The organism is Pseudomonas sp. IT-93MI4 (assembly GCF_949767635.1).
GTDB classification, from domain to species: domain Bacteria; phylum Pseudomonadota; class Gammaproteobacteria; order Pseudomonadales; family Pseudomonadaceae; genus Aquipseudomonas; species Aquipseudomonas putida_A.
The window spans coordinates 151,210-164,060 of the sequence record NZ_CATKPP010000057.1 but is presented as its reverse complement, the minus strand read 5'-3'; the positions used below and the strand labels follow the sequence as shown (position 1 = coordinate 164,060).

Genomic DNA, 12,851 nt, shown 5'->3' with positions numbered 1-12,851 from the left:
ACACAGCCCTGTAGGAGCGAGCCTGCTCGCCAATGCATCACCGCGGTGGGTCAGAGGTACCGCAGCGCCTGCATTCGCGAGCAGGCTCGCTCCCACAGGGGATCTCCATGATGTCGAAATTTCATACCGGACAAATAACAAGGGGGCGAATTTTCATCCGCCCCCTCGCTTGTCCGCTTATTCCTGCGGCTCTTCGTCAGCTGCGGCGTCGAGTTGCTGGTCCTCGGCAACGTCGTCGATCACGACATCCCCCTCGAACCCGGCACCCTCTTCACCTTCAAGCTCATCGCCTTCGACTTCCGACGGCTCCTGAACCCGCTCCAGACCAACCAGGGTTTCATCCTTGGCCAGTTTGATCAGGGTCACGCCCTGGGTGTTACGGCCCAGGCTCGACACTTCGTCGACACGGGTACGTACCAACGTGCCCTGATCGGAGATCAGCATGATTTCTTCGCCGTCGAGCACCTGAACCGCACCGACCAGACGGCCGTTACGCTCGTTGCTGACCATGGCGATCACGCCTTGGCCGCCACGCTTGTACTCAGGGAACTCGGTGATCGCGGTACGCTTGCCATAACCACGCTCGGAAGCGGTGAGGATCTGGCTGCCTTCTTCCGGGATCAGCATCGAAATCAGCTTCTGCCCTTCCGGCAGACGCATGCCGCGTACACCGCGGGCGGTACGGCCCATGGCACGCACGTCAGACTCTTTGAAGCGCGTGACTTTGCCGCCGTCGGAGAACAGCATCACTTCGCGCTCGCCATCGGTGATGGCCGCAGAGATCAGCACGTCGCCTTCGTCCAGCTCCAGCGCGATCAGACCGACGCTGCGCTGACGGCTGAAGGATTCCAGCGGGGTCTTCTTCACGGTGCCGTTGGCGGTCGCCATGAAGATGTAGTGACCTTCGGTGTATTCCTCGACCGGCAGCATGGTGGTGATGTATTCACCGTCATCCAGCGGCAGCAGGTTGACCAGCGGGCGACCACGGGCGGCACGGGACGCTTCCGGAATTTCGTAAGTCTTCAGCCAGTACACCTTGCCCTTGCTGGAGAACAGCAGGAGGGTGGTGTGACTGTTGGCCACCAGCAGGTGAGCGATGTAGTCCTCATCCTTGACGCCGGTCGCCGATTTGCCTTTGCCGCCACGACGCTGAGCCTGGTACGCAGCCAGCGGCTGAGTCTTGGCGTAGCCACCGTGGGAGATGGTCACGACGCGCTCTTCTTCCGGGATCATGTCGCCCAGGGTCAGGTCGAGACGCGCATCGAGAATCTCGGTGCGGCGCACGTCGCCGTATTCGGCGCGGATCACTTCCAGCTCTTCGCGGATCACTTCCATCAGGCGCACGGCGCTGTTGAGGATGCGGATCAGCTCGCCGATCTGGTTGAGAATCTCTTGATACTCGGCCAGCAGCTTCTCGTGCTCCAGACCGGTCAGACGGTGCAGACGCAGTTCCAGAATGGCTTGCGCCTGCTCTGGCGACAGGAAGTACTTGCCTTCGCGCAGACCGTATTGCGGATCGAGGTTTTCCGGACGGCACGAATCGGCGCCGGCACGTTCAACCATCGCCACCACCGCCGAGGATTCCCAAGGGGTGCTGACCAGCGCTTCCTTGGCTTCCGACGGGGTCGGCGACGCCTTGATCAGGGCGATCACCGGGTCGATGTTCGACAGGGCAACGGCCTGGCCTTCGAGGATGTGACCACGCTCGCGAGCCTTGCGCAGCTCGAACACGGTACGACGGGTGACCACTTCGCGACGGTGACGGACGAAGGCTTCCAGCAGATCCTTGAGGTTCAGAATCCGCGGACGGCCATCGATCAGCGCGACGATGTTGATGCCGAATACCGATTGCAGCTGGGTCTGGGCGTAGAGGTTGTTGAGGATCACCTCAGGCACTTCGCCGCGACGCAGTTCGATCACGACGCGCATACCGTCCTTGTCGGACTCGTCGCGCAGCTCGGTGATGCCTTCAAGCTTCTTCTCTTTGACCAGCTCGGCGATCTTCTCGATCAGACGCGCCTTGTTCAGCTGATACGGGAGTTCGGTAATGACGATCTGCTGACGGCCACCGACCTTGTCGATGTCTTCGATGATCGAACGGGCACGCATGTAAATGCGGCCGCGACCGGTGCGGTAGGCTTCGATGATGCCGGCACGACCGTTGATGATCGCGGCCGTCGGGAAGTCCGGACCAGGGATGTATTGCATCAGCTCATCGACGGTCAGCTCGGGGTTGTCGATGAGGGCCAGGCAACCGTCGATGACTTCACCGAGGTTGTGCGGCGGAATGTTGGTCGCCATGCCCACGGCGATACCGCTGGAACCGTTGACCAGCAGGTTCGGGATGCGCGTCGGCATCACCGCCGGGATCATTTCGGTGCCGTCGTAGTTCGGCACCCAGTCCACGGTTTCTTTATGCAGGTCAGCCAGCAGCTCGTGCGCCAGCTTGGTCATGCGCACTTCGGTGTATCGCATGGCCGCGGCGTTGTCGCCGTCCACCGAACCGAAGTTGCCCTGACCGTCAACCAGCAGGTAGCGCAGGGAGAAAGGCTGAGCCATGCGGACGATGGTGTCGTACACCGCGGTATCACCGTGCGGGTGATACTTACCGATCACGTCACCGACAACACGGGCAGATTTCTTGTACGGCTTGTTGAAGTCGTTGCCCAGCTCGCTCATCGCGAACAGTACGCGACGGTGCACGGGCTTGAGGCCATCGCGCGCATCCGGCAGTGCACGGCCGACGATTACGCTCATCGCGTAGTCGAGGTAGGACTGTTTCAGCTCGTCTTCGATATTGACCGGGAGGATTTCTTTGGCCAGTTCGCCCATGAGAAGCCTGATTCCTTTTTCTGGTGAAACTTCGTCATATCCATATGGGATGTACGAAGCTCGTCGGGGCAGGCTGAGTGCCATGCGCCGACTTACGACAAATCAACAAATCGAACCGTGGATTTGCGCAGTAAAGACAGCTCCGTGAAGCTGCCTCGGAAAACGCCGGATGTTATCACAAGAGCCGCCACGCACCTATCCCCCAGATGCGCATGGAGCATAGTTAGTTGACCGATGACAGGCGTAAAGGGGACGAGAGAGGCTCAGAGCTTCTTTGAATGCAGTTTTGAGGTCAGGTTTTGCGATGTTTATTGACTTTGATGACCTCATCGCGAGCAGGCTCGCTCCTACAGGGTTTGCGTTCGACACAAAACCTTGTAGGAGTGAGCCTGCTCGCGATGGCGTCCTTGCAGACGCCAAAGCCAATCAATGCAGGCGCTTGCGGCACATCAACTGGGCCATTTTCGCCGTATCCGGCCGCTCGACGATGCCTTTTTCAGTGACGATCGCATCGATCAGATCCGCCGGCGTCACGTCGAACACCGGGTTGAACGCCTCGACATCGGCCCCCACGCGCTTGCCACCCACCTCCAGCAACTCGGCGCCGTCACGTTCCTCGATCGGGATGTCGTCGCCACTGGCCAGATGCATGTCGATGGTCGAACTCGGCGCCACCACCATGAAACGCACGCCGTGGTGCATGGCGTTGACCGCCAGTTGATAGGTGCCGATCTTGTTCGCCACGTCGCCATTGGCAGTGATGCGGTCAGCACCAACGATCACCCAGGTCACGCCTTTGGTCTTCATGATGTGCGCAGCGGCCGAGTCGGCATTCAGCGTCACCGGGATGCCTTCGTTCGCCAGCTCCCACGCGGTCAGGCGCGAACCCTGCAGCCATGGCCGGGTTTCATCGGCATACACCCGCTCGACCATGCCTTCCAGATACGCCGCACGAATCACCCCCAGCGCGGTACCGAAACCACCGGTGGCCAGAGCACCAGTGTTGCAGTGGGTCAGGATCGCCTGGGCATTGCCCTGATGTTTGCGGATCAGATCGACGCCGAGCTGGGCCATGGTCAGGTTGGCTTCGCGGTCGCTCTCGTGAATGGCAATGGCCTCGGCTTCCAGCGCCACCAGCGGATCGGCATTGTCCTTCAGGCGATCGAGCCGATCGTGCATGCGATTCAACGCCCAGAACAGGTTGACCGCCGTCGGGCGGGAATCCGCCAGCAGGGCGAAATCCTCTTCCAGCGCCGCGTACCAGTCGCCGCCTTCAGCCACGCGGGCGCGGGCCGCCAGCACAATGCCATAGGCCGCGCTGATGCCGATGGCCGGTGCGCCACGCACCACCATCGAACGAATCGCCTCAGCCACACCGGCAGCGCTGGTGTAGGCAATCCACGTTTCCTCGAACGGCAAAATACGCTGATCCAGCAGGTGGAGCGCGCCATCTCGCCAATCGATGGCCTTTACTTTCTCCGCAGCCAACAGTCGATCGCGCATCCCTCACCCCGCACTCATGAACAAAAGCCGCCGATTATAGCGATCCCCCCGCGAAGACGCTCGGGTATACTTCGCCATCCTTTACAAAAGCACTGGAACCGACCCTCGATGCCGAAACCTGCCATTGCGCTCGACTTATTATTGCTGCCGACCTGGCTGGTACCCGTCGAACCTGCAGGCGTTGTGCTCAAGGAGCATGGCCTGGGCATTCGCGACGGTCGCATCGTGTTTATCGGCCCGCGCGCCGAAGCATTGAAGTGTAACGCCACTGAAGTCCGCGAATTGCCGGACGTGCTGCTCAGCCCCGGCCTGATCAACGCTCACGGGCATGCGGCGATGACCCTGTTCCGTGGCCTGGCCGACGATCTGCCGCTGATGACCTGGCTGGAAAACCACATCTGGCCGGCCGAAGCCAAATGGGTCGATGAAGAGTTCGTCCGTGATGGCACTGACTTGGCGATTGCCGAGCAGATCAAGGGCGGCATCAGCTGTTTCTCGGACATGTACTTCTTCCCGAAAGTCGCCAGTGAGCGCGTGCACAATAGCGGCATTCGCGCGCAGATCGCGATTCCGATCCTCGATTTCCCGATCCCCGGCGCCAGCAGCGCCGATGAGGCGATTCGTCAGGGCGTCGAGCTGTTCGGCGATCTGAAGCATCACGAACGGATCAAGATCACCTTCGGCCCACATGCACCCTACACCGTGGGCGACGAGAACCTGGAAAAAATCCGCGTGATCGCCGAAGAGCTGGACGCGTCGATCCACATGCACGTCCACGAGACCGCCTTCGAAGTCCAGCAATCGCTGGAGCATCGCGGCGAGCGGCCACTGGCCCGCCTCGGTCGTCTCGGCCTGCTCGGCCCGCGCTTCCAGGCGGTGCACATGACCCAGATCAGCGATGACGATCTGGCATTGCTGGTAGAAAGCAACACCAGCGTGATCCACTGCCCGGAATCGAATCTGAAGCTGGCCAGCGGGTTCTGCCCGGTGGAGCGCCTGTGGCAGGCTGGCGTGAACGTCGCCGTCGGCACCGATGGCGCGGCGAGCAACAACGACCTTGACCTGCTCGGCGAAACCCGCACCGCCGCGCTGCTGGCCAAAGCCGTCGCCGGCTCGGCCACCGCGCTGGACGCCCATCGTGCGCTACGCATGGCCACGCTCAACGGCGCACGGGCCTTGGGCATCGAGGCGCAGGTCGGTTCGCTGGAGATCGGCAAGGCTGCGGACATTGTCGCTTTCGACCTGTCCGGCCTGGCTCAGCAACCGGTCTATGACCCGGTGTCGCAGCTTATTTATGCCACCGGCCGCGACTGTGTGAAACACCTGTGGGTCGCCGGCAAACAGTTACTCGACGACCGGCGCCTGACCCGTCTGGACGAACAACAGCTGGGCGCCACCGCCCGGGCCTGGGGCCAGCGCATCAGCGGCCACACCGAATCGTAAACACCGCGGAGCAGACTCCGCGGCTACAGCCCTTTTCAAGTTTCTCGAGGAATAGATCATGAGCAACGTCGACCACGCCGAAATCGCCAAATTCGAAGCCCTGGCCCATCGCTGGTGGGACCGTGAAAGCGAGTTCAAACCGCTGCACGACATCAACCCGCTGCGCGTCAACTGGATTGACGAGCGAGTCAATCTGGCCGGCAAGAAAGTTCTCGACGTCGGTTGCGGCGGCGGCATCCTCAGCGAAGCCATGGCCCAGCGCGGCGCCACTGTCATGGGCATCGACATGGGCGAAGCGCCACTGGCGGTCGCGCAACTGCATCAACTGGAGTCCGGCGTCAGCGTCGAATACCGGCAGATCACCGCCGAAGCCCTGGCTGAAGAGATGCCCGAGCAGTTCGACGTGGTCACTTGCCTGGAAATGCTTGAGCACGTACCGGACCCGTCGTCGGTGATCCGCGCCTGCTACCGCATGGTCAAGCCCGGCGGCCAGGTGTTCTTTTCGACCATCAACCGCAACCCGAAGGCGTACCTGTTCGCCATCATCGGCGCCGAATACATCATGAAGCTGCTGCCGCGTGGCACCCACGACTTCAAGAAATTCATCCGCCCGTCCGAGCTGGGCGCCTGGAGCCGCATCGCCGGCCTGACCGTCAAGGACATCATCGGCCTGACCTACAACCCGCTGACCAAGCACTACAAGCTGGCCAGCGACGTTGACGTCAACTACATGATCCAGACCCTGCGCGAGGAGTAAGCCGATGGCCATCAGAGCAGTCCTTTTCGACATGGACGGCACCCTGCTCGACACCGCGCCGGACTTCATCGCCATCTGTCAGGCGATGCGCGCGGATCGCGGCTTGCCGCCGATGAACGACAAGCACATCCGCGACGAAATCTCCGGCGGCGCCAAAGCGATGGTCGCGGTGACGTTCTCGATGGACCCGGAATCGCCGGGCTTCGAGGAGCTGCGTCAGGAATTCCTCGAGCGTTATCTGGCCGGTTGCGCTGTGCACAGCAAGCTGTTCGACGGCATGGGCGAGCTGCTGGCCGACATAGAGCGGGCCAACCTGATCTGGGGCGTGGTCACCAACAAACCGGTACGCTTTGCCGAGCCGATCATGCAACAGCTGGGGCTGGCCGAGCGCTCGGCGCTGCTGATCTGCCCGGATCACGTGAAAAACAGCAAGCCGGATCCGGAGCCGCTGATCCTCGCGTGCAAGATGCTTGATCTGGATCCGTCGACGGTTCTGTTTGTGGGCGATGATCTGCGCGATATCGAATCCGGGCGCGATGCCGGCACCAAGACCTGCGCCGTGACCTATGGCTATATCCACCCGGACGACAACCCGCGGCACTGGGGCGCGGATGTGGTGGTGGATCATCCGCTGGAGTTGCGCAAGGTGCTCGACAGCGCGCTGTGCAGCTGCTGAAAACGGCCTTTGTGGCGAGGGGATTCATCCCCGATGGGTTGCGAAACAGCCCCCGCAATCTTTCAGGTCGATTCGCCATGCAGGTTTACGACTGCTTCGCAGCCGGTCGGGGATAAATCCCCTCACCACAAGGAAGCAGGTCTTCATGAATGGATTGTGAGGTTTTTATGTTTGATTACACCGCCCGTCCCGAATTGCTCAAGGATCGGGTCATTCTGGTCACCGGTGCCGGCCGTGGCATCGGTGCAGCTGCCGCAAAAACCTACGCCGCTCACGGCGCCACCGTGCTGCTGCTGGGCAAGACCGAAGCCAATCTGACTCAGGTCTACGACGAGATTGAAGCGGCGGGGCATCCGCAACCGGCAGTGATCCCGTTCAACCTCGAGACCGCCTTGCCCCATCAATACGATGAGCTGGCGGCGATGATCGAGAGCGAGTTCGGCCACCTCGACGGCTTGCTGCACAACGCCTCGATCATCGGGCCGCGCACGCCGATCGAGCAGCTGTCGGGCGAAAACTTCATGCGTGTCATGCAAGTCAACGTCAATGCCATGTTCATGCTGACCAGCACCCTGCTGCCGCTGCTCAAGCTGTCGCAGGATGCCTCGGTGGTGTTCACCTCCAGCAGCGTCGGGCGCAAGGGCCGGGCCTACTGGGGCGCTTACGGAGTATCGAAGTTCGCCACCGAAGGCTTGATGCAAACCCTGGCCGATGAAGTCGATGGCGTGGCACCCGTGCGCTCCAACAGCATCAACCCGGGCGGTACGCGTACCAGCATGCGTGCACAGGCCTATCCGGGAGAAAACCCGCTGAACAATCCGACCCCGGAAGAGATCATGCCGGTGTACCTGTACCTGATGGGTCCTGACAGCGCGGGCATCAATGGCCAGGCATTCAACGCGCAATAACTGCCATACGTCGCTTTTGTTGCCGTGGCGGATTACCGTCGCGGCACGCAATTGCCGCTTCCCACCGTCACACCTCAGTCAAATATCCGCCACCCGCCCTCAAAGCAAAAAGCCATCCCGTTGATTCATAAAGGTTTTAATAAACCTGAACCGAATGGCACGACTTTCGCTCTAATTTTCCTCAAAGCATGCCGTGTGAAGGCACTGGGGCAAGGCCGATTTCGATAGCTGACTAATCGTCATCAGGCAGACTAAACTTACGCCAAATGTCCTACGGGACTGATGGATCAGTATGACGCGCAGCCCATAGCCGCTCTCACCCAGCCTGTAAGACAGACTTACTGCTTAGGGGCTCACGCCATATGAAATCACCTTCCCAGACCAATGCAATTGACTTTGACAGTGCCAAATTGCAACGCCTGGGCTTTGGTCAGCTGCCTCCGCTTCTGGAACGCCCGGCCAGCCTGGCGCAATTGCGCCAGCAAATGAGCCTGCAACTGCAAACCAGTCTTGAGCCGCAACGAATCCTCGGTCTGTTTTTCCGCGAAGTTCAGCGCCTTGTGCCGCTGGATGCCTTGAGCTACGTGCATTCGGGCAGCGACCTGCGCCTGGAGTTCGGTGCCCGCGGTCACCATTCGGTCAGCTACAGCCTCAGCCACGAAGGCGAGCACTTGGGCGAACTGGTCTTCCGCCGCAATCAGCGCTTCAGCGAGCAGGATCAGGGCAACCTCGAATCGCTGCTGTCGTCGCTGTTGTTCCCGATGCGCAATGCCCTGCTCTACCGCGCGGCAACACAAAGTGCGCTGCGCGACCCGTTGACCGGAACCGGCAACCGCATCGCCATGGAGCAGACCCTGCAACGCGAGATCGACATGTCCCGCCGGCACCTGCAACCGTTGTCGGTGCTGATGCTCGACATCGACCACTTCAAACGGGTCAACGACAGTCATGGCCACAGCGCCGGGGATGACGTACTCAAAGGGGTGGCAGCGTCGATCAAGGGCCAGCTACGCAACGTTGACATGGTGTTTCGCTATGGCGGGGAAGAGTTTCTGATTTTGCTTTGCAACACCGGCCGGGAAGCGGCGGCGATGGTCGGCGAGCGTCTGCGGCATGCCGCGCAGACTGCGGAATACTTTGCGGACGGTCAATTGATCGACCTGACTGTCAGCCTTGGCTGTTCGACGCTGTTGCCGGGAGAGTCAGCTGACAGCCTGCTGCGCCGGGCCGACAGTGCGCTGTACGTGGCCAAGCGCGAGGGGCGCAATCGGCTGGCGATGGCTGGCTGAGTCCTTCCAGACAACCACAAACCACTGTAGGAGTGAGCCTGCTCGCGATCCGGTGTGTCAGTCACCTTCTTTGTTGACTGACACACCGGATCGCGAGCAGGCTCACTCCTACACTTTTTTGCGGCGTTATTGGCTATCAGCTCTCTACCAGTGCCCGGCGTTCACGCCCGTGCAACGCCCGCTCGGCGGTTTCCAGTTGCATGCAACGCTCCAGAAACAGGTACATGTAGTCGTAGCTCTTGCACACCGCCTGACGCAGTTCGGTCTGCAGAGCCTTGCTCGGGTTCATGCCTGCCAGCGTGCAGATGATTTCCAGCGCTTCCCACGGGTGCGCGTCATCATATTGGGCATGCATCTTCAGCCACTTCATTGCACGCTTGCGCTCTTCTTCCGGGAACGCTGCCGCGTACACGCCAGTGGAGCAGACCAGCGCCGACCACTCCCCGGTCGCGCCCTCGATGGCGTAGTTGGTCGCAGCGATGGCGACGATCAGCGAATCCGCCGAACTCGTATGCCAGCACCAGTGACTCAACGCATGTAGTTCCGGCGGTACTTGCTGGGCCTGCAGATCCTCCAGGCTGACCCCATGCGCGCGACTCCAGTTCAGCCAGTAGTCGGCATGATTGAGTTCGACGCGGATGTTGCGCATCAGCCAGCGGCGCGCCATGTCCTCCCCAGGATGGCGGGCAAACTTGGTTTTGGTCAGGTTCTGCGCCATATACAACGCAAACTGTTCAACTACTGGCCAGCCCCCGATCAAGTACTGGCGCATGGTTTTGGCGCTGAGCTTGTTATCGCGCATGCGCAGGTACAGTTCATGTTCGACAACCCGGCGCTTGCTCTCGCTGCAATCTGCAATGAGCTGTTGTGCCCAGGCAGGATAACTTGCAGCTTCCATGAGTGGTCCGGTTCGGTTGAATGTGTCGATCACTGTTCGGCTCCTTTTGATTTGTGATTGTAAGGATCGGCAAGATATTTCAACGGAACGTGCCAGGCGCCTTGAACAACAGCGGCTGCGGTCTGGCGGGCCGACTTTGCAAACTGTCGCAGGTAAACAACTGCGGGCGTTCGATGACATAACCCTGAGCGTAATCCACCCCGATTTCAAGCAATGCCTGCTCGATCTGGGTTGTTTCAACAAACTCGGCAATTGTCTGCTTACCCATGACATGCCCGATGTGATTGATCACCTCGACCATTGCACGGTTAATCGGGTCGTCCAGCATATCCTTTACGAAACTCCCGTCGATCTTCAGGAAGTCTACAGGCAAATGTTTCAGATAAGCGAATGAAGACATTCCGGCACAAAAATCATCAAGTGAGAAGTAACAACCTAAGCCTTTGAGTTCATTAATAAATCTAATTGCGCTGCCGAGATTGGCAATGGCGCTGGTTTCAGTAATTTCAAAACAAATCATTTCAGGGGGTATAGCGTAATTAACAAACTGTTCACGCAGAAAGTGCAAGAACGCGTCATCTCCGATAGTAATGCCTGAAAGATTAATCGCACACATTGCCAACGGACCTTCATGTTGTTCGGTAATACATTGGGCAATCACTTTAAAAACATTCTCGACGACCCAACGATCCAGTTGACTCATCAGGCCATAACGTTCGGCCGCCGGAATGAAACTGTCCGGCAGGATCATCCGCCCGGCTTCGTCATGCAGACGCAAGAGTATTTCGATGTGCCCCCCGCCATGGGCTGTAGCGCCCAGCGGAGCAATTTCCTGGGCATAGAGGCAGAAGCGGTTTTCCTCCAGCGCCATGTGCAGGCGCTGCACCCAGGCCATTTCGCCGAAGCGCAGCGACAGTTCGGAGTCGTCGGCATGATAGACCTGCACCCGGTTGCGGCCCTTTTCCTTGGCCATGTAGCAAGCCATGTCGGCGGCGCGCAATGACGCTTCGAGGGTGGTCGGGGTCTGGGCGATGTGCACCAGGCCGATGCTCACAGTGGTCAAAAACGGCCGCCCCTTCCACACGAAGTGCAGGTTCTGCACGGTCTGGCGCAGGCTCTCGGCGATTTTCTCGGCGGCATCCGGGGCGCAGTTCTCCAGCAGAATGCCGAACTCGTCGCCGCCCAGCCGCGCGAGGGTGTCGCTCTCGCGCAAGCCCGATTGCAACAGCGTGCAAATGTGCCGCAGCAACTCATCGCCGGCGGCGTGACCGCAGGTGTCGTTGACCAGTTTGAACTGGTCCAGATCGAGGAACATCAGCGCATGCCGACCGGGCTGGCGCGTCAGATTGTGCAGGGCCTGCTCCAGGCGATATTCGAACTCGCGGCGGTTGGCCAGACCGGTCAGGGCATCGTGGGTCGCCTGCCACGACAGGTTGGCGATGTATTGCCGTTCCTGAGTCATGTCATGCAGCACCAGCACCGTACCGATAACCTTCTCGGCGTTGCGGATCGGCGCGCCCACCAGCGTCACCGAGACCGTACTGCCATCCAGGCGCTGAATCAGTTTGGAGTGCTCGCTGCCACCGATCAGTTGCCCGCTGAGAATATGCTCGATCAGCGTCAGCCCTTCGGTCTGCGCATTGTCATCGAGCAGATTGAACAGCGCTGCCAATGGCAACCCCGCCGCGTGCTCGGACTTCCAGTGCGTCATCGCCTCCGCCGCCGGGTTCATGTAATCGATCGCGCCGTTGACGTCGGTGGTGATCACCCCGTCGCCAATCGATTGCAGGGTGATGTGTGCCCGATCCTTCTCCAGCTGCAGCGCCTGGGCAAAGGCATGCCGCTGCTTGAGCAGTTTGTGGGTGCGCAACAGTGCCAGCACGATCAACCCCAGCGCCGTGGCCAGGTTGGTGAACAGCAGCAGGCGCAGGATCATCCGTGAACCCTCGCCCAAGGCATCGCTGAACGCCTTGGCCGCCGGCGTCACACCGTCGTTGATGGCAAAAATCTGCGCTTTCCAGTGCTGTATATCAGCCGGCGTCGCGATGTTTTCGCTGATGCCCTGATGCATCTCGCGCGCGACATTGTCCAGTTGCACCAGATAGGCGTCACCGATGGTCCAGCGGTCGATCGCGGTTTCCAGATAACTGAAATGGCGGAAATTGAGGTACAGCCAGATCAGGCTCGACACATCATCGGGATGGTTGCCGCCCTTGAGGATCCCCTCCCGTGCCGCCTGCAGATCCGGCGGCTGACGATCCAGCGCCAGACGCAACTGGTGACCGCCCTGAGGCACGGCAATCGCTTGCTTGTATTTGAGGAAGATCGCCTCGTCGCGGCTGTCGGCATACAGGTTCAGGTAATAGATGGCGTCTTTCTGGCCCTTGGACCAGAGGCTCTCGCCGGCGACATAGCCGCGAACGGCCGACAGGACGTAAAGACTCACGCCCCCCAGTAAAGCCTGAAATAACACAACGGCAATAAATGGCCAGACGATGCCCAACAACCGTGGCGTTCCGAGAGTCCTTTTATGCTTCATGAGGTC

General features: G+C 60.2%; 9 protein-coding genes. 5 read left to right on the top strand and 4 right to left on the bottom strand.

Annotation, left to right across the window (positions count from 1 at the left end; genetic code table 11):
- Positions 1 to 177 precede the first annotated feature (177 nt).
- On the bottom strand, positions 178 to 2,832 hold the full coding sequence (gene gyrA, locus ACM6I7_RS25180) for a DNA gyrase subunit A (protein ID WP_027612418.1): 2,655 nt from the start codon (positions 2,830 to 2,832) through the stop codon (positions 178 to 180).
- Positions 2,833 to 3,258: 426 nt separating this feature from the next.
- Complete coding sequence (gene mtnA / locus ACM6I7_RS25175; protein WP_096794920.1) at positions 3,259 to 4,335, bottom strand: S-methyl-5-thioribose-1-phosphate isomerase; 1,077 nt, start codon at positions 4,333 to 4,335, stop codon at positions 3,259 to 3,261.
- Between the two features lie 108 nt (positions 4,336 to 4,443).
- Here mtnA and ACM6I7_RS25170 point away from each other — a divergent pair, with 108 nt between their 5' ends.
- From ACM6I7_RS25170 to ACM6I7_RS25150, 5 genes are all read left to right on the top strand, one after another.
- Entirely contained in the window at positions 4,444 to 5,778 is a 1,335-nt protein-coding gene (locus tag ACM6I7_RS25170; RefSeq protein ID WP_027612416.1) for a TRZ/ATZ family hydrolase, read from the top strand.
- A gap of 58 nt (positions 5,779 to 5,836) precedes the next feature.
- A complete protein-coding gene (gene ubiG, locus ACM6I7_RS25165) occupies positions 5,837 to 6,535 on the top strand; it encodes a bifunctional 2-polyprenyl-6-hydroxyphenol methylase/3-demethylubiquinol 3-O-methyltransferase UbiG (protein ID WP_096794918.1) in 699 nt (232 codons plus the stop codon).
- A gap of 4 nt (positions 6,536 to 6,539) precedes the next feature.
- Positions 6,540 to 7,211, top strand: a complete 672-nt coding sequence (mupP, locus tag ACM6I7_RS25160; protein WP_003226921.1) for an N-acetylmuramic acid 6-phosphate phosphatase MupP — start codon at positions 6,540 to 6,542, stop codon at positions 7,209 to 7,211.
- Positions 7,212 to 7,378: 167 nt separating this feature from the next.
- Positions 7,379 to 8,119: a YciK family oxidoreductase gene (locus ACM6I7_RS25155; RefSeq protein WP_027612414.1), complete on the top strand. Its 741-nt coding sequence runs from the start codon at positions 7,379 to 7,381 to the stop codon at positions 8,117 to 8,119.
- A 362-nt stretch (positions 8,120 to 8,481) separates the two neighbouring features.
- Positions 8,482 to 9,408, top strand: coding sequence for a GGDEF domain-containing protein (locus ACM6I7_RS25150; RefSeq protein WP_333989005.1), 927 nt, complete (start codon positions 8,482 to 8,484; stop codon positions 9,406 to 9,408).
- A 136-nt stretch (positions 9,409 to 9,544) separates the two neighbouring features.
- On the opposite strand, the gene ACM6I7_RS25145 is transcribed toward ACM6I7_RS25150, so the two are convergent.
- Positions 9,545 to 10,306 (bottom strand): TenA family transcriptional regulator, encoded by a 762-nt coding sequence (locus tag ACM6I7_RS25145; RefSeq protein WP_262924845.1) that lies wholly within the window; start codon positions 10,304 to 10,306, stop codon positions 9,545 to 9,547.
- A gap of 79 nt (positions 10,307 to 10,385) precedes the next feature.
- On the bottom strand, positions 10,386 to 12,845 hold the full coding sequence (locus tag ACM6I7_RS25140) for an EAL domain-containing protein (RefSeq protein WP_097088389.1): 2,460 nt from the start codon (positions 12,843 to 12,845) through the stop codon (positions 10,386 to 10,388).
- Between the last annotated feature and the right edge of the window lie 6 nt (positions 12,846 to 12,851).